The 17,461-nt window shown below is 60.5% G+C and carries 16 protein-coding genes; all 16 read right to left on the bottom strand.

Annotated features, from left to right (window positions below; translation table 11 throughout):
• Positions 1-21: 21 nt before the first annotated feature.
• The 16 genes from BB28_RS06835 to BB28_RS25790 all read right to left on the bottom strand — a co-directional run bounded on the left by BB28_RS06835 (position 22) and on the right by BB28_RS25790 (position 17,443).
• A complete protein-coding gene (locus tag BB28_RS06835; RefSeq protein WP_046252949.1) occupies positions 22-228 on the bottom strand; it encodes a hypothetical protein in 207 nt (68 codons plus the stop codon).
• Between the two features lie 29 nt (positions 229-257).
• Positions 258-1,292, bottom strand: a complete 1,035-nt coding sequence (locus tag BB28_RS06830; RefSeq protein ID WP_046252948.1) for a mechanosensitive ion channel family protein — start codon at positions 1,290-1,292, stop codon at positions 258-260.
• 223 nt (positions 1,293-1,515) lie between these two features.
• Complete coding sequence (locus BB28_RS06825; RefSeq protein WP_109550624.1) at positions 1,516-2,466, bottom strand: alpha/beta hydrolase; 951 nt, start codon at positions 2,464-2,466, stop codon at positions 1,516-1,518.
• On the bottom strand, positions 2,463-3,704 hold the full coding sequence (locus BB28_RS06820) for an MFS transporter (RefSeq protein WP_046255603.1): 1,242 nt from the start codon (positions 3,702-3,704) through the stop codon (positions 2,463-2,465). Before BB28_RS06820 ends, BB28_RS06825 begins: the two co-directional genes overlap by 4 nt.
• A 5-nt stretch (positions 3,705-3,709) precedes the next feature.
• On the bottom strand, positions 3,710-6,592 hold the full coding sequence (locus tag BB28_RS06815) for an MMPL/RND family transporter (RefSeq protein WP_046252947.1): 2,883 nt from the start codon (positions 6,590-6,592) through the stop codon (positions 3,710-3,712).
• A 24-nt stretch (positions 6,593-6,616) separates the two neighbouring features.
• A complete protein-coding gene (locus BB28_RS06810; protein ID WP_030094860.1) occupies positions 6,617-7,075 on the bottom strand; it encodes an MmpS family transport accessory protein in 459 nt (152 codons plus the stop codon).
• On the bottom strand, positions 7,075-8,364 hold the full coding sequence (locus BB28_RS24455) for a phthiocerol/phthiodiolone dimycocerosyl transferase family protein (RefSeq protein WP_075874216.1): 1,290 nt from the start codon (positions 8,362-8,364) through the stop codon (positions 7,075-7,077). Before BB28_RS24455 ends, BB28_RS06810 begins: the two co-directional genes overlap by 1 nt.
• 57 nt (positions 8,365-8,421) lie before the next feature.
• Positions 8,422-9,363, bottom strand: a complete 942-nt coding sequence (locus BB28_RS06800; RefSeq protein WP_030094858.1) for an ACP S-malonyltransferase — start codon at positions 9,361-9,363, stop codon at positions 8,422-8,424.
• 60 nt (positions 9,364-9,423) lie between these two features.
• Complete coding sequence (locus BB28_RS06795; protein ID WP_046252946.1) at positions 9,424-10,173, bottom strand: thioesterase II family protein; 750 nt, start codon at positions 10,171-10,173, stop codon at positions 9,424-9,426.
• Between the two features lie 97 nt (positions 10,174-10,270).
• Entirely contained in the window at positions 10,271-11,041 is a 771-nt protein-coding gene (locus BB28_RS06790; protein ID WP_030094856.1) for an SDR family NAD(P)-dependent oxidoreductase, read from the bottom strand.
• Between the two features lie 38 nt (positions 11,042-11,079).
• Positions 11,080-12,345 (bottom strand): beta-ketoacyl synthase N-terminal-like domain-containing protein, encoded by a 1,266-nt coding sequence (locus tag BB28_RS06785; RefSeq protein ID WP_030094855.1) that lies wholly within the window; start codon positions 12,343-12,345, stop codon positions 11,080-11,082.
• 22 nt (positions 12,346-12,367) lie between these two features.
• The gene (locus tag BB28_RS06780) at positions 12,368-13,657 is read right to left on the bottom strand and encodes a beta-ketoacyl-[acyl-carrier-protein] synthase family protein (RefSeq protein ID WP_046252945.1); all 1,290 of its coding nucleotides are present in this window, start codon (positions 13,655-13,657) and stop codon (positions 12,368-12,370) included.
• On the bottom strand, positions 13,654-14,796 hold the full coding sequence (locus BB28_RS06775; protein WP_030094853.1) for a beta-ketoacyl synthase N-terminal-like domain-containing protein: 1,143 nt from the start codon (positions 14,794-14,796) through the stop codon (positions 13,654-13,656). The genes BB28_RS06780 and BB28_RS06775 overlap by 4 nt, the downstream gene beginning before the upstream one ends.
• 6 nt (positions 14,797-14,802) lie before the next feature.
• Positions 14,803-16,116: a beta-ketoacyl-[acyl-carrier-protein] synthase family protein gene (locus BB28_RS06770; protein ID WP_046252944.1), complete on the bottom strand. Its 1,314-nt coding sequence runs from the start codon at positions 16,114-16,116 to the stop codon at positions 14,803-14,805.
• A 26-nt stretch (positions 16,117-16,142) separates the two neighbouring features.
• Complete coding sequence (locus BB28_RS06765) at positions 16,143-16,646, bottom strand: phosphopantetheine-binding protein (protein WP_046252943.1); 504 nt, start codon at positions 16,644-16,646, stop codon at positions 16,143-16,145.
• 494 nt (positions 16,647-17,140) lie between these two features.
• Positions 17,141-17,443, bottom strand: a complete 303-nt coding sequence (locus BB28_RS25790) for a DUF222 domain-containing protein (protein ID WP_263854196.1) — start codon at positions 17,441-17,443, stop codon at positions 17,141-17,143.
• Between the last annotated feature and the right edge of the window lie 18 nt (positions 17,444-17,461).

Below are 17,461 nucleotides of genomic sequence, written 5' to 3'. Positions count from 1 at the left end.
CGAGCGAACGCGGACGCTACGTCAGCCGCGGCGCATGACGATCGCGGCACCACCTGCGAGCAGGATGACCACCGCGAGGACCAGCGCCCATCCGAGACCAGCGATCCACCACACGGCGCCGATGACGGCCAGCACCGGGGCGGCCAAGAACAGCGCCATACCTGGGTGCTGACGGATCACCGCCAGCGCGGCGTTTGCCCGCTGCTTGTCGATTTCCTTACCAGCCATATCACCAGCGTACTGCGCATCGGCGGCGGTCAGCGGTCCACTTTCTCCAGGATCTCGGCATCCGCGCGCAGTAATCCATCGAGATAGAGCGGACGGATACCGTTCTCGTCGAACGCGACGAGAATCCGACGCCGCAACTCCCGCTCCACCGACCACTGCGCATTAGCCCGGACGGCCACCGTCAATCGCAGACTGATCGCGTCGGTGGTGATTCCATCGACACCCTGCATCTCCGGAGCTCCGAGCACGTCCTGCCGCAACGCATCGTCGGCGACTGCCCGCTCGGCGGCCTCGAGCGCCACCTTGCAGGCCAGGTCGACATCGGCGCTGTAGGACACGGGCACCTGCAGGAAGGCCACCGCATAGTCCTGACTGAAATTTCCTACGCGGGCGATCGCCCCGTTGCGCACATACCAGAGGGTGCCGTGCAGGTCACGCACCGTGGTGATGCGCAGACCAACACTTTCAACGGTGCCCACCGCATCACCGACGTCCACCACGTCGCCGACGCCGTACTGGTCCTCGAACAGCATGAATATTCCGGTGATGAAGTCTCGCACCAGGTTTTGCGCGCCAAAACCGAGTGCGACGCCGACGATCCCCGCGGATGCGATGAAGGGAGCCACGTTCACCCCCAGGATCGCGAGCGACTGCAGGATCACCCAGACGAGCACCAGAAACGAGACTGCTGATTTGAGAACGGAACCCAAGGTCTGCGCGCGCTGCGCCCGGCGTCTACGCCTTCGTGCGTCACGGGCCGGGTCCTGAGCACGTCCGCGCAGGGTGCGCACGGTCGAGGGCCGTCGCTCAGCCTCGTCAAGAGCCTCGTTTTCGGCCGCCTCCGACGCGCGGCGCGTGAAAAGCGACCACCGCCGGCGGCTCTCCGCCTGATCTGTCCGTTTCGCCCCCTGGACCAGCCGATCGATTGCGCGGTGAAACACGTATCGCACCACCAGCGCCAAAACGATGTAGATCGCGATGTCGACCGGCTTGTGGATCAGCCAATCCCGGCCGGACTCGGACAATTGGATTGCTAGGTCTGACACCACCCCGAGGGTACCCATCGAGGACGATTCCACGAGTGGGCAAAGGACTATCGCCCGCCGCGCACCCACGAAAATTGTTTGCCCCGTAGGGAACTGAACGTCGGACCAAGATACGCATTCTAAAAGCCTTACAGCAAAGGAGAATAGAGCGCGTCCGGTCGCTCATACGCACCAGTGATGGCCTTGCCCAACTCTGGTCGGTGGGGGGACCTCAAGGCCGGGCTTCCGGGCAAGCAGACGCCTACAACACGGCCTTGCAGGCGTCCAGGGAAAGTAAGAACTCCTCTTTCGCTGCCGGGACAATCCTGGCGAAATCAAGATAGCCATGGACCAGGGCGTCCGCGTTGCGGAGCTGGACCGCTACCCCCGCGTCCGCGAGAAGTGCCGCGTAGATCCGGCCGTCGTCTCGAAGCGGGTCGTGTTGCGCGGTGGCGATGTACACCGGGGGCAGACCCTCGAGGTCCCCGTTGACCGGCGCAACGGTGAACGGTAGTGCTGTCGGGTCAGCGGTTTCGGATAATTCACCGAGATATGCCTGGCCGAAGATCCTCATCATGTCGCGGGAGAGAACCGGGCCGGCGGCATTCTCGATGACCGACGGCAAGGAGAGATCGCTGGTGGTGCCCGGGTACCAGAGCAGTTGAAACTTCAGATGTGGACCACCGCGGCTTTTGGCCAGCTGGGCGGCTACGGTGGCGAGGTTACCCCCGGCAGAATCGCCGGCTACCGCGATTCTGGCTGGGTCCGCGCCCAATTCCGTGGCATGCTCCGCCGCCCAAGTGAGTGCGACGAATGCATCGTCGACAGCGGCAGGGTAGGGATTTTCGGGCGCGAGGCGGTAATCCACGGAGACCACCACCGCTTCGATATGTGCGCATATCGAACGTGCCACCCAGTCGTGAGTATCGATGCTGCCCAGCGCAAAACCGCCGCCGTGGTAGTAGACGGCAAGTGGGAGCTCTCCGGCGTCTTCGAAGCCCAGCGGCCAGTAGACGCGCGCCGCGATGGGGGGTGCGTCGGTCGCCGGAATCACGATGTCCTTCACACGGCCAACCGCGGTCGACGGCGCCTCACCGCGGACAGCATGTCGGCGGGACTCACGTGCCAGAGACAAATCCGCCGGCCGATCAAGATGCACCGCCGGGCTCGCATCGAGGACAGACTTCAAGACAGCATCAATGGGCCTGATCACGATTTCCTACCTTCGGCATCGGCGGGTGGTGCGTCGCGGACAGTGAGCGCCAGCAAGAAACCGAGGCCCATCAATCCGCTGATGTATATCAACAGACCAGCCCATCCCGCATCCGTGAGCACGCGGCTACCGACGAGCCCGAACACGGCGCTCCCACTGAAGCTCGACGCGAGAAAAAGCGAGGACGCCTGCGCCCTACCTTTATGCGCGATCGTCGCCGACAGGCTCGTGAGGCACGTGTACCCCGCAAACCCTCCCCCGGTGACAAGCGCTGCTCCAAGCACAATGATCCACACCACGGGAACGGCTAGCAGCGCTACTCCGGCCAGCATCAAGACAACAGCCAGAAGTAGCGTGTTCCTGATTCCGATCCGCGCGGCTACGGTACCCGAGGTCTTCGCGGTGAAAACGCCCACCAGAATAACCAGAAAGAATGTGCCGTACATACTCGGCGATATATTGAATGGTGGCGATTCGACCCTGAAGGGCAAGGCATTGAATATCGAAATAATCGCCCCCATGAAGCAAAATATCAGCAGATATATTACGAGCAACCGAGGGTTCGAAAGGTGCGAGAGGAAGAGCCTGGCTTCCATGGCGTACGAAATATCGCTGGATACGAAGAAGTTCGAGCGCGGCAGTGTGATAGCGGAAACAACAATTACTCCAAGCAGTAGCACGGCCAGCACGCCGAGTGCCAACCGCCATGAACCCGTGCCCCCAACAATCCAGGCCGGCAACATTTGGCCCAAGAGTGACCCGAGGGCGTTTCCTGCCGCGTATATCCCCATCGCAGGGGTAACGGCCTGGGGTTCGAACTCTTCCCCTATGTATGCCATAACAATGGCAGAAACACCGGCCAGCAGGACTCCCTGAAGCCCTCTCAACAAGACGATTTCAGTGAGGTTGTGGCAGAACACCAGAAGCAGGTATATCAACGTTCCAAGCGTTGACGACGCCAGCAGTATGCTCCGCCTGCCATAGCGTTCGGACAACAGGCTGATGGGGATCAATCCCAGCGCAAAACCGGCAAATGCCGCCAAGAAAATAAGTTGGCTGTCGCCCGCAGAGATCTGCAGCCCCTCCGCGACCTGCGGCAGAATTCCCTGGATGCAATATAGCTGCGCAGGTCCAATCATCGAGGCCAGGAGCAGGCCAACTGCCGCGACGCGAAACTCTCGGGACTTGGCACGGATCCTGCCTGCGGCGCCGTCCTGCTGCGATTCAGCGGTAGACATCGCCATCATGTTCCATTCCGGGCATTCGCGAGGGTGGTGCCGGACGTACCCGCCGGCGGGCGCCAACGCACGATCCGCGGCCACCAGAACCATGGGCCCAAAATCCTGGCGATAGCTGGGACGATGAACGAGCGCACAATCAGGGTGTCAAGCAAAAGGCCTACACAGATAATCGAGCCCACTTGCGAGATGGCGCGTAGATCGTTCGGCACCATGGACAGCATGGTGAATGCGAATACCAAACCGGCGGCTGTCACAACACCACCGGTTGACCCGACCGACCGTATGATCCCAGTCTGGATTCCGCCGTGCAATTCTTCCTTCATGCGTGCGATTAGCAGCAGATTATAATCCGAACCCACCGCGACCAAGAGGATAAAGGCAAGAGGCAGGACCATCCAGTGCAGGTTCAAGCCAACTATGTGCTGCCAAATCAATACGCCCAATCCAAAAGCTCCCGAGAAGGAGAAGGCTACGGTGCCGATAATGGTGCACGCGGCAATTACGCTCCTCGTGATGATCAGCATTATGACGAAGATCAAAGTGAACGAGGCGATAGCCGCGATCAGCAGATCGGACTTTACAAATTGTTCGATGTCTCGATAATTCGAGGCCGAGCCCCCGAGGTAGATCTTCGCCCCGGCGAGAGATGTGCCTTTCAGCCCCTCATACGCGGCCTTTTCGATGGCATTAACATGGGCTACCCCCTCGGGGCTCAGGGCCTCACCGTCATGGTTGATGATGAACCTCGCCGCCGTACCGTCCGGCGAAACAAGAAACCGGAGAGCGACCTGGAAGTCGGTGTTGCTGAAGATATATTTCGGCGCATAGAAGAGGTCGTCATTACGAGAATCGTCAAAATCCTGACCGATATCGATCATGTCGTTTGCGTCGTCGGCCGCGGTGTAGGTGTTCAGCGCCTGGGTGCCGCGTGACTTGACCATCATCCCGCGCATGATGGTCATGTCACTTAATGCCATGCGTGTCTGCGTAAGCATGCGGGGCAGCAGCTGGTCCATGACCTGCATGGAGGCCAGCGCCTCCGCTGTCAGTGCCGTCATCCCGTCGATGCTGTCCATCGACTCGAACATCGACCGCCCCATCCAGCAAATGGGGATGTCCGCGCAGTGTGGTTCCCAGTAGTAGTAGTTCTTAATAGGTCTGAGGAAATCGTCGACGGCGCTGATGTTTATTTCCACCTGGTCAGCGAGTGCCTTCATCTCCTCCATTGTCCCCACCATGTCATGGGTGAGTTGCGTCATTTGATCCATGAGCCCAATAACTGTCTGCATGATCGAGATGGTGTGATCCATGACGGCCACTTGGTTATCTAAATCTGCTACTTGGTTCTCGGTAAATGGCAGCTGTTGACCACTGCTACTACCTTGTCCCGCCAGTATGTTGGCGATTGACGCGCGCTCCATCGGACGGCCCTCCGGCCGGGTGATGCCTTGAACTTGGGCAATCCCCGGAGTGTGGAAGATGGTCTTGGCGATATGATCGAGTGAGATGAAATCGGCAGGGTTTCGCATATCGTGGTCGGACTCGATCAAGAGCATTTCCGAGTTCAGTTTCCCGCCCGCAAAATGTCGGTCCGAGGCCATGAATCCGGCGTTGGCTGGCGTGTTCACCGGCTGGAAGGCCCGCTCGTTATAGCTCACTCGGTAGGACGGTAGAAAGACGGCCCCCACCAATACTGCTGCACTTGAGGCAACGAGGACTGGCTTTGGCCAGCGCACGACGATCGTGCCTACCCTGCGCCATCCCCGGGACTGTCGGGTCGGTCTCGGGTCGAGAAGGCCAAATTTACTTGCGATTGCGAGCAGAGCCGGGCCGAGCGTCAACGCCGCTGCGACCGTGACCAACATGGCGATGGCGCAGGCCGGCCCCATCGTATTGAAGTAGCCAAGCCGCGCAAAACCAAGGCAGAGGCACGCCCCCGCAATGGTGAGCCCCGACCCCAAAATGACGTGCGACACTCCGTGAAACGTTGTGTAAAACGCGCGGTCCCGATCCTCGCCCGCATTACGTGCCTCGTGATATCTGCCGAGCAGAAATATCCCGTAATCTGTTCCGGCTGCAATGATAAGTGACTCGACCATGCTGGTCGCGAATGTCGAAATGCCGATGACGTTGTGAACCACGAAAAAGGAAACAATGCCGTTAGACACCGTGAATTCGAAGGCGACGGTGAGTAATATCAATATCACGCACGAAATGGACCGGTAAACCAGGACAAGCATGATGATGATGACGGCAATCGTAAAAAGCAGCACCCGCTTCATGCTTTTGTCGCCGGCGTCAAGCAGGTCCGCAGACAGCGGCGCCGCCCCGGAGACGTACACCTTGAGTCCGGGTGGGGGCGGGGTTCGCTCAAGGGTATTTTGCACCGTCTTGCGTAGTGCGATGGTGGACTCGTTGGCGGCGGCCTCGCCGATATCGCCGACCAAACGCAGCATCACGTAGGCGGCCTTGTTGTCGGGGCTCTGACTGCCCGCGGCCGTGATCGGCTTACCCCACATGTTCATGATGAACTGAACATGCTGCTTGTCCGCGTCGAGCAAACGGATCAACTCGTCGTAGTACTTGTGGTCGGCATCCCCCAGTATTCGGCCCTCGGTCTCCAGCAGGATGTAGGCGAGGCTCGTGGAAGTCGATTCTTGAAACTTCTCGCCAATGTGCAGCATTGCGCGCTGCGAAGGCGCATCCAGGGGAACCATCGGCCCTGCGTGTTGCTTTGTCACGCCGTCGAGCTTGGGGACTAACAAGCTAGCCGCAACGGCAGCGCCGACCCAGAAGAGGACGATCGGGATCGCGAGCACCCGAACAGCGTGCGCGATGAAAGGGCGCCTTTCGCCGCGGTCCGGCCCCACATGCTTGTTACCCACGTGTCACGTCGTCTCGTGCGGTGGTCATGCCGACTTCACCTTGCATGCGACCGATCCCTGCTCGCGACTCTGGACCTGTTCGTCGCGAACCTCGCCGTTGACGATGATCCTGCAACCGAGTTGATCCCCCGTCGACTGCGCCATGAGATTGGCCAACATCGACGTGCGGGTCGTCACTTCTTCGTGCGTCCAAGGCAACGTCGTGAAGTCGACACGGTGTGGTCTGCTGTCGACGTCTAGGTAAGTGAGCGTCCCTGTGCCCGCGGATTCCCCGAACACCATGTAGACCACATGCTTGGGAGCGAACGACGGGAGCTTCGGTGCACCCTTCGGACTCACCACCGGCCCCGACGGGGCAGATAGCGCGCGCACCTTCACCACGGATACGGACGCAAGCGAGACCACGACCGCTATCACCACGACCAACCAGCCGTGTCGGATGACCTTGCGCCCGAACGCACCGAGCCCTCGAGGGAACGCCATCAGATGCGAGCGTCTATCGCCGCGGTCAGTTCGTCTTCGATGTACGCAAGAAGCTCATCGCTCTTTTCGTAACTTCCGGCTAGGAAACCCACCCGCAGTCGTTGATTCAGCGAGTCAATCGTGTACACCGAAACTTCCCGACCGTACAAGAACGTATAAATAGCTGACCCCAATGCCGATGCATGACTGGATGTGATGTCGTCTACTACCAGATTCCCCGGTAGGCGGGGAACACGAATTCGACCTAGCTGAGTGGCATGAATTGCGCCACCAAAAGACTTATCAGCGAGAAGCTTCGTTGGTTCATTTCTAACTCGCGTTCGGTGAATTGTGCCGTCCGCTAAGTCCCTGTCGAATTGGACATGTATCTTTCTGGCGAGTGTGACGAGATCCGGCCCGATCTCAACATCGCCGAACCATGCGTTGGAGAGCAAGTTGGTCGCTTCGGTGGGGGCAACCGGAGGCGCCACACAGTCGCGAAGATCTACCGGATAGAAATACAGTGGGACTGGGTCGCCAGCGCGAACATGCGCACGAATCAGAGCTGCGGATACAAGCGCGTTGATCGAGATGCTTTCGATATTGCCGAGGCGGGCGAGGCTTGCTCTGCCGAGTTTTTCCAACGTCATCTGTTTGGCGAGCGCGGGCTCCCGAGGGGGTGGGAGTTTCTGGGCAAGCGCGGCCTCATCCCACAGCGGCACACGTAATACTTCATCCGCCTTCACGCTCGGATCCGCGCCCGGATACTGAGTGCGGTTCAGGAAGTACTCCCCCGACTGTGGGAATTTTTGGGTGAGGATCGGCGGGAACTGCCCTTCCTCGATGCGCTGAACGTAAAGGCTCCAAAACTCGATGAGGATCGCAGATCCGTGACGGCCGTCCGCGATTGAGTGGTGGACGAAGAACGTTATGCGGGCCTGGCCGTCCCCGAGAAGCAGATCGACATAGAAAAGCTGCTGCGTCTGATCGAATACGGCCTCACGCCCAGTGGACCGGGTCTCAAGGTCTTCTCCCTCGAATACGCGGATCGATTTGGGCGGTTGGTGCGTCGCCACAAACTCGGGGACTTGATCATTCTTACGGATGATGCTTCGCAGGGATTCGTGGCGGAGCTGCATCTCAATACAAGTGTCATTCAGCGCCTCGATATTTAAATCCCCCGAGATAAGCATTGACTGACCGCCGAAATGACCAAACCCAAAAGTGAAGTATGTCTCCAGGCGGCTAAGTGGACGAATTGGCTCGCCAGGCGCGTCCACCGTGTCCTGATGCGGTCGCGTGTCTGTCACGTTGCCTCCTTTCTTGGCTATTCGCCCTGTTACGCATAGTGTTCGCACGGAACTTGGCTAATCAATCGCAAACTCGCCGGAAAGCAGCTCCACGTCCCCTGGCTCGCGGATGGCGACAGTCTGAAATTTTGCGTCCAAACGTTCCGCCAGACGGGTCAACGGTCCGCTCGGTGCTAGTTCGATGAACAGGGTGTCGGCGGTTCCTGCCGCGGCGATCGCGGCAGCGCAGAGGTCCCAACGGACCACCGAGTTGATCTGGGCGATCAACCGCTTCTTGAAGTCCGATGGACCTGCGATGATCGCTCCGTCGCTATTGCCGATCATGGGAGATGACGGAGCCGAAACCGGACAGCTATTCACTGCGTCCGCAAACGGTGATATCGCGGAATCCATCGCCGATGTGTGAAAGGCGCCCGCCACATCCAGTTTCATGACGCGCATGCCCTCGGGTGGCGCATCCGCAAAATGCTCGACAGCGTCGAGGGGTCCGGCGACGACGAACTGGTTGCAGCCATTACGGTTGGCCGTTGAGAGGCCATGTTCATGCGTCTTCGCCACAATCTCGTCATCTGACGCGCCGCCCCTTTTCGTCGGCATCACCGCGGCCATACCGGTAGCGGCGAGGGCGCATGCCGATGACATCGCACCGCCCCTCACGCCGGCCAACGTCAGGGCGGCCTCATCAGTCAGATAGCCCGCGCCCACCCCAGCAGCGAGCTCGCCCACCGAGTGGCCGGCGAACAGCGCGCTGTCTCCGGAGATATCGACTTTCTCGCGCAGCAAGCTCAGTGACAGCAGCGCCGCCGCGATGATGACAGGCTGAGCGACGGCGGTATCCCGCAAAGAGTTCTCATCTCTGCTGGCGGTCACCAAGTCGAACTTGACCGCGTCAGACCAGATAGCGATGCGATCGCGCGCAGCGGACAGGGTTAGCCAAGGATCGAGCATGCCCGGCTTCTGCACACCTTGCCCGGGGGACGTGACGATGTAGTTGTACACATTTCCTCGCTTTCCCAGTGGGGTCAGAAATTCTCCGGCAGTAGCTTTTAGCATCGTCGCCTAAATGATTGGGCTGACGTTGAACGCCCGAACGAGGCAGGCGCTTACTTCGTCGATGTGGTCTTCCAAGTAGAAATGCCCGCCGCCGCGGAATACCTGCAGATCGAAATTGCCACGTGTGTGTTCGCGCCACGAACTCACCCGCTCCTGTGGGGCCAAGACGTCGTGGTCACCGATGAGCGCGGTGATATCGCAACCGACGGTCGCGTCGGGCGGTGGGGTGTATGTCTCGCCGGCCGTGAAATCGCTTCGCAGCACCGGTAAAAGAGCGCTGAGGGCCGAGGGGTCGTTGAGGATCTCGGGCGGCAGGCCACCCAGAGCCGCTATTCTTTCGATTCCTTCGGCCTCGTTGAGTAGGCGATAACCGAGATCGACCACCTTGGACGGTGCCACTATCCCGGACACCACAAGTTTGCGAACAGGCAGCCTCTGCGCCACCTCGAACGCTATATGGCCACCGAGGCTGTGACCGAACAGTACGTCTTGCTTATCGCTAGCGGGTAGGGCCGATGCGATGCCTTCTGCGAGCAGGGGCACTGACTCTATCGGCCGCTCGCGCAATCTATTTCCCCGTCCCGGGTATTGCACGGCGAGCACTTCGGTGTCGACGGGCAGCATCTTCGCCAAACGCCTGAAGTAACTGGCGGAACCGCCTGCATGGGGGAAACAGATCACCCGCGTCGCACCGCTCCCGTCGCGGAGCCTGCGCAGCCAAGGATTGCCAGGCAGTAACTCATCGGTCCTGCGCACCTGTCCTCCTTAGTCTGTCGAGGCGTCCGTCTGTGATGAAACCCAGCGGATGCTGTGTGAGAAATTGTGATGCGTTCGCGCTCTTCGGCTTTGATCGCTATTTCATCTTGTATCCGCCGTCGATATGCAGAACCTCGCCCGTGATGTAGGTGTTGTGGGGGCTCGCGAGGTACAAGACGGCGTTGGCAACTACTTCCGGCTTTGCAAAGTCTTTGGCCAGTATCTGGGCCTTCAAGCGTTCGAAGGTGGCAGGGACATGAGTACGCGTAATCTCCGCCATGTCGGTGTAGATGACACCTGGCGCCACCGCGTTCGAGATGATGTTTCGCGACGCGAACTCAACGGCTATGGCTTTGGTGAACGACTCCAAGCCACCTTTGGTTGCGGCATAACTAGATTGGCCGCTATCGGGCTTGCCGGCGGCCACGGATGAAATATTGATGATTCGTCCGTATCGCTGGCCCAGCATGTGCGCGACGACAGCTTTCGTCATCCGGATGGGGCCCAGGAGGTTGGTCGCCACCGTCTCCTCGAGATAATCCGGGGCGATGTCAAGGAGCAGTCCGGCTCCGTGGGTGCCCGCGTTGTTCACAAGGACGTCGATCCGGCCGAATTCGGCGTGCACGGTATCCGCTAGCAGCTCGGGTACTGCCGGATCGGCTATGTCGCCCTGGCAGAGGAGGACCCTTCTACCCAACGCGGATATTTTTTCGGCGACCTCTTCTGCTGCCGGTTTCGAGTTTCCGTAGTGCACTGCGATATCCGCCCCATGTTCGGCAAGCGCCAATGCGATGGAACGTCCGATTCCGCGTGAGGCCCCGGTGACAAGTGCAACCTGACCTTCAAACTCTTTGCCGCTCAAAGACACGTTTCTCCCTGTTTGTGATGCTCAAGTGGTCCTGATGTTCACGCCGCGCCCGCTGTGTCTGGACGTTTGGCCAGTACCGCACTGGAGATTCCGTTGAAGTTGGTATAGGTGCCCAGAACTGAGTCGATCCGCTGCTTTCGGGGTCCGCCCCGTACGAACTCGAGCTGATCAGACAGCGGATCTCCGAGATGGGCGATTGCCGGCAGAGTATTTTCGGTGAAAATTTGCCCAGCGAGTGCCAGATCGACCAGCGGGCCGGCCGCACCTGGTGTACCGGTTATCGGCCGAACGGTCGATACGGGTATGCCACTGCCCTTGAACAAGGTGGTGAGCAGTTCGATCTCGGTGGTGTCGTAGCCGGGGGCCGCCTTGCCGTCGGCCAGCACCGCACCGAGTTGCTCTGTGCCAATCCCGTTCTGGTGCAGCATGCCTTCATAACGGCCAGCGACGTGTGCAGGCCCGGCGCCGCGGCTGCCCGAAACGACAACCGTGTCACATAATTCGACCAGCGGTGTGGCACCGCGCGCGGTCGCGTCTCGCGAGCGTTCCAACACCAGCGCTACCGCGCCCTCACTCAGGATCGTTCCGTCTTGCGCACTATCGAAACTCCGCAGCTGGCCGTCGCCGCCAGCGTCTTTACTGAGATGGCCCAGGCGGTAATGCCCGGCCAGCGTGAGTGGTTCGTTGTAGCTGCCTGCACCCACCACCAACGCGATATCGCAATGCCCGTTACGCAGACTGAACTTGGCTCGTTGCAGCGCGGTGACTGCCGCAGATTCGCCCTGGACCAGCGCTGCGCAATCCCCGCGGAGCTCATGGACGATGCTTACCAGCGCGAGCGTGTTGTTGTTAAGGGCATGAATGATGGTGAACGGATCAAGCCCTCCGTTCATGAGTAGCTCGTTTGTCACTGCGCCGAAATCGATTTCGCGGCCCTCACCCAGTTGTGTCAGTCCTCGCGCGAAGGTTCCGATGCTAGGTGTAGTGGAATTGTCTTGTGCGACAAATAGTCCGCGTCGATGATCATCGATGGTCGCCCAGCCTGGTCCAGCCTCGGTGATCGCATCTTGAGCTGCCAATACCGCGTTGAAGGTGTACGGGGTGCCGTACTTCCGCTGTCTGTGTGGCACCGCTTCCCGGCTTTGCTCCACGACCTCGGCCGGTACATGGCCGAAATGCGTGATCCGGCGCGTGGAGACCAGCGGATCGAGGTACGGCGAAATAGCCGGTTTTCCGTCAGTCCAGGCATCCCACAGGGGCGTGATGTGACGACCCGTCGGCAGTACCACGCCGGTTCCCGTCACGACTATTGATTGATCTGAATGTTCAGTTGTCATAACGGCGTACCACCAGAGCAGCGTTGAGCCCACCGAACCCGAGCGAGTTGTTGATTGCCACCTCGACATCGGCCTTGCGGGCCTGACCCGGCACATAATCAAGGTCACAGGCCGGGTCGGGGTTCTCCAGGTTGAGCGTCGGCGGGATGATTCCGTCGCGCAGCGACAGCACCGTCGATATCAGCTGCTGGGCGCCCGCCGCGGCGAGCATGTGGCCCAGCATCGTCTTGATAGAGCTGACCATGAGCGAGCGGTAATGCTCACCGGAGCGGAACACTTCCTTGATCGCCGCCGTCTCGGCCGCGTCGCTCAGCGGAGTGGATGTACCGTGTGCACTTACATAACCCACCTCGGACGGGGCGACTCCAGCATCGGCGAGGGCACGCTGCATCGCCAAAACCGACCCGCCTCCTTGCGGGTGCGGTGCGGTGACCTGATATGCGTCCAGCGAGCTGCCGAACCCCGCCACCTCGCCGTACACGTGCGCACCGCGCGCCAGTGCCGACGACTCGCTCTCCAAGAGCACCATTGCTGCCCCCTCGGCGGTGACCATCCCACTGCGGTCGCGGTCAAACGCCCGACATAGCCGGTCGCCGTAGAGTTTTGATGTTGATGGGGCGCCGAGCAGGTACAGACTCGTCATTATCGGCAGATTCAGTGGGCTAACCGCTCCCCCGGCGATAACGGCATCCGTTTCCCCGCGCCGGATCATCCGGAAGCCGTGCCCGAGTGCGTGTGTTGCTCCGGCGCACGCCGTATTGAGGTTCAGCGTGGGACCAGCTAGGCCAGAGCGCGTGGCGATTTCGGTCGCCAAGGCATCGCCGGTGGCCAACGGCGCGTGCGACCGGTCAAGGCCGATCTGTTGTTCGTGTACGCGTTTCCAGTCCACGACGCCATCGACATACGCACTCAACAACTCTCCCGATTCACGTTCTGGCATCTCCGAGGCGATCGAAACACCGACGCGGCCCAGTGCCTCAGCGTTCGTCACACCGGCGTCCTCCAGTGCTTGCTGCGCGGCCGCGAGGCCAAACCGGGTGCGCCTCTCCATCGGCGCACCGAAATCGGGAAACAACGCGGTAAACGCTTGGTCGTCTACCGGTGCCGCATAGCCGACGGGGAAGTTCGGAACATCGGGCGGCGACCATGCCTGTATTGCCGAACGCCCGTTTACCAATCCATCCCACATGGACTGCCAGTTCATGCCAAGGCCACAGACCACGCCAAGGCCCGTCACCAATACACGATTGCCGTGCCGGGGCCGGTTCACATCGCTCATCGCGCCACCTTCTCCACTACGACAGCGCAAACCTGTCCTTGGACACCGCAACTGAGCACCACAACCGCCTGATTGTTCGACAGTGATTCTTCGGCCACGGCATCGTCGCCGTTTCCGTTCGCCGGGAGCAGCCGCAACCCGCGAAGCAGTCCGTGCCGGGCCAACAACACGTGCACCAAGGGCTGTGCCGGTCCGGTAACTCCGATAGCCTGCTCCGCGGAGAACACCGGCGCCTGATCGTTGAACACGCCACTAATCGCGGCATGCTGAGCGTGAGCCACCTCGTCTGTCCATGGGCTGTCGGCCAGTATCCAGCCCACGTCCTCAACCGATAATTCGGCCATGCGCAACGCATTTCGCAGCGTCTCCGCAAGCACCTCGGGGCGATTCTGACTGGTAGCGAACCCGCGGCTGTAGCCCGTAAGTACAACATCGCTGGACTGCCCGACGCTAAAGAATGCCGCCGCTTCGCCGGGGATCGCTCCGTTCCAGTCCAGATCGTCGTATTGCAATGCCAACCAAGGGGATATAGACGGGCTTACCGCGCCGACCAACGCAGTCTCACAGTCGCCTTCCGCAACTGCGAGTGCACCTTCGATCAGCGCCTGCATGCCTGCGTCGGAGAAGGGCGAATACACCGACGTGGGGCCGGTCAACCCAAACAGGATTGCGATATGGCCAGCCACCGTGTTGTTCGAATCTGTTAGCGCGAAGAACGGTGGAATATCTCGAAGATACAGCTCGGCGATCTTCTCGGGGTCTTGCGCCACCTCGCCAAGGTCAGGCGTATCACATTGCGGCAGTAGCGGACTGAGAACCATAGGTAGGCCGAGATAGGCGCCCCACTCAGGGCGGCCAACATCCGAGATGCCCTTCAGTGACAGTTGGGCCCCATACATCGCCAAGCGAGTTTGTTTCACCGTCGTGCGCAGTGCTTTTCGGTGGATACCAAGCGTGGATGCATCTGGATCGGGAACGGCGAAGACTTCAGGAATCTCGGACCACGGTCCGAACATGAATTCGTTTGGGACAGTGCTCTTTTTTCCTATTCGCAGTGCTTCCCATACGGCCTCCACGCCGAGCCCGGTTGCGGAATACAAGCCTGGATTACACAGTCCTACCGCCAACCGCTGATTCATCGAGTGTCACGCTTCCTTTGCCAGGATTAGTGTGCAGTTCATGCCGCCAAAGCCGAAGGAGTTGGAGAGCACGGTGTCGAATTCACAGTGCCGGGCCTTGGTGACTACGTCGAGCCCTTTGGTGACATCGTCCGGCTCACTGAAATTCAGCGTGGGCGGAATAACCTGTTCACGCAAGCTCATCGCAGACAGCACGGCTTCGATCGCGCCGCTTGCCGCAAATCCATGACCGAGCGAGGACTTGGTGCTGGTCAACGGAATTGAGGCTGCGTCGGCACCGAACACCAAGTGCAGAGCTGCAGCTTCGCACTCGTCGTTGGCTTGCGTACCCGTCCCGTGAGCGTTCACATGATGTATGTCTGACGGACTCAGACCGGCATCAGCGATCGCGGCACGCATACATGCCGCGTATGTCGCACCGTCCCGCTCGCTTGAGGTTATCCGTACTGCTTCGGCGGTGCCCGTGTAGCCGGCGACTCTTGCCAGCGCCTGTGCACCACGCGCTTCGGCGTGCGAGCGTCGTTCCAGCACAAGGAATGCGGCGCCGTCGGCGATGACGAAACCGTTGCGAGCCTTATCGAATGGCCTGCTTATCTCGGCGCTTGGTTTGTCACCAGTGGGGGCGAGCGCGCCGAGCGCAGCGAAAGCCGTGACGATGCTGTAGGTAGTCAGTCGCTCTGCGCCACCGACCAGCGCCACATCCAATTCGCCGGAGCGAATATGCCGGTAGCCGCTGCCGATCGCCACACCGCCCGCAGCACACGCCTCCGCATGAGTCACCAGTGGTCCACCGAGGCCGAAATACTCGGCCAGAGAGGCGGTCAGCGTATCCGGAAGAAACTGCAGAAGATCATCCGGAAGATCCGATACGGCCTCGCGATGGTCCAGGTAGGCGTCGAGGTCGAACGTGCCGGCTTGCCGGTCATAGAGCCGAGACAGATCCGCGAGTGTGTCCGGCGCGAACGCGAGCTTGTTGCACGCGGCAAACACACCGACCCGGTCGCTGCCCGCAAGGTTAGGCAGGCCACTGCGCTTCCAAGCCTCCACTGCCGCATGCCATCCGATTACACCAGCTGCACCAACCCGAGCCGCCTGCTCCGGCAAGGCACTCGCCAGCTTGCGCACGGTTTCCTCATCTACGTGCCCGGAAACCGACGCGGGCAACTCAGCATCGCGATGGTCCTGGTGCTGCCGGATGAAGGAGGCACCGTCGTTCAACTGCCAAAATAGCTCCTCGGGATCGGTAACCGTACCCGCGACAAGTCCAATCCCTGTGATGACTACATCGTCGTCATCAGGTGACTGTTTCTGTAGCTCCATCTGCGAAGATGCTTTAGCTAAAGGCGCTATGCGACAGCCGAATTGGCCTGAGTAAGTGCTTCCCGCACATCGGCGACCAGAAGTTCATCGCCGGTGACCGGACCAGCCGAAGGGTTGAGGAGGCGATGCGCAATCGACGCCCAATGGGCGGTCGTTGTCGCCCCCGAAACCTCGTGCGGCCAAGCACCGGCCTGGAAGTCGTCGCCCGTGTAGCCGAACGCCGATTGATACAACGCGCCTTCAGCCAGTTTGGTGATCCGACCTTCTGCGTCGTAGACGCGGTCCTTGCCTCCAAGCTCATCAGCGAGAGCGCTGAGAACATTGCTGCGCGGGAAGGTAACGCGGAACTTCGACTCCAGATTGCGCCGGAGTTCTACGATGTCGAGTGACTCTACGCCCTGGTCAGCCATCGGCGCCGTCGTGACTTCCTCGGTCTCGATGCCGAGCACCTCGGCCAATTCCTCACGCACAATGGTGTGAACCTGGTCGTAGCTAAGCAGATTGCTCATGGGTATCAGAGTGCCTTTCATCTTTGCCGTCTGGTTCGCTCAAGGCGAGCCGAAAATGGCTCTGCCAGTTGGCGATAGATTCGAACTTCGATCAGGTGACAACGTTGGCACTTGGCGATCACTCGCCGTGAACCTGATAGCAGAAACGATAAGACTGGGCGATAGGGTTCGCAACTGGTAGACGAAGTCTGTCATCTATAAGTTGATTATCCAGGCGCGATCAGACGCGCGACGGTCAGGCGGACTTGGCCCACCGCCCGAATGGGACACTCCCGCAATAGGATTATGGCGCCGAAGTCGTCTGTGAGCGCGCCGAGCACCGGAAAATTACGTCCGGGAGTGAGGTGGCGCACAGCTAAACCACGGATGCGCGCCCGGTCACAGAAGGCATCAAGGCCGCCTCCAACACCCCAATACCGACTCCCGCCGACAAATCGCACCACCTGGTGACAGGAGGAACCACGGCAGTACAAGGGATGGGAGAGCCAATGGCCCCTACTAGCGTCAGACGACGGCTAGCCAGGCGGCCAATGCCTCGCCCATGGCGTGCGGGTCGGCGAGCGCGGCGGCTTACTTGCGTCGAGCGGCGACGCACTCGGCGCGGGCCTGTTGGTGGCTTTCGTGATCGGGGGCGGGCGTCCCGGCAGCCTGGGCAACGGGGGCTGCCGCACGATCCGCACGTGCTCGCCCCCGATCTCACCCCGCTGAAAGGCCGCAGCGGTGCGGGGCAACACGGGCGCCAACACCTCACCGGTCACCGCCCGTCGGGTTGCCAACCGATCAGCATCAGCGATCCGGCGCCGCCCCCTTACTGACATGCAACCGCCCAGACAAAA

This window comes from Mycobacteroides chelonae CCUG 47445 (assembly GCF_001632805.1).
In the GTDB taxonomy this organism is placed as follows: Bacteria; Actinomycetota; Actinomycetes; order Mycobacteriales; family Mycobacteriaceae; genus Mycobacterium; species Mycobacterium chelonae.
The sequence above is the reverse complement of the archived record's forward strand: the minus strand, read 5'-3'. Positions and strand labels throughout refer to the sequence as shown.

Bases quoted from the DNA above. Each gene is read 5' to 3' on its own strand.
- BB28_RS06835 (WP_046252949.1), bottom strand. From the start codon at position 228: ATGGCTGGTAAGGAAATCGACAAGCAGCGGGCAAACGCCGCGCTGGCG.
- BB28_RS25790 (WP_263854196.1), bottom strand. From the start codon at position 17,443: ATGTCAGTAAGGGGGCGGCGCCGGATCGCTGATGCTGATCGGTTGGCA.
- BB28_RS06770 (WP_046252944.1), bottom strand. From the start codon at position 16,116: ATGGAGCTACAGAAACAGTCACCTGATGACGACGATGTAGTCATCACA.
- BB28_RS06830 (WP_046252948.1), bottom strand. From the start codon at position 1,292: ATGGGTACCCTCGGGGTGGTGTCAGACCTAGCAATCCAATTGTCCGAG.
- BB28_RS06810 (WP_030094860.1), bottom strand. From the start codon at position 7,075: ATGGCGTTCCCTCGAGGGCTCGGTGCGTTCGGGCGCAAGGTCATCCGA.
- BB28_RS06820 (WP_046255603.1), bottom strand. From the start codon at position 3,704: ATGTCTACCGCTGAATCGCAGCAGGACGGCGCCGCAGGCAGGATCCGT.
- BB28_RS06775 (WP_030094853.1), bottom strand. From the start codon at position 14,796: ATGAATCAGCGGTTGGCGGTAGGACTGTGTAATCCAGGCTTGTATTCC.
- BB28_RS06780 (WP_046252945.1), bottom strand. From the start codon at position 13,657: ATGAGCGATGTGAACCGGCCCCGGCACGGCAATCGTGTATTGGTGACG.
- BB28_RS06765 (WP_046252943.1), bottom strand. From the start codon at position 16,646: ATGAAAGGCACTCTGATACCCATGAGCAATCTGCTTAGCTACGACCAG.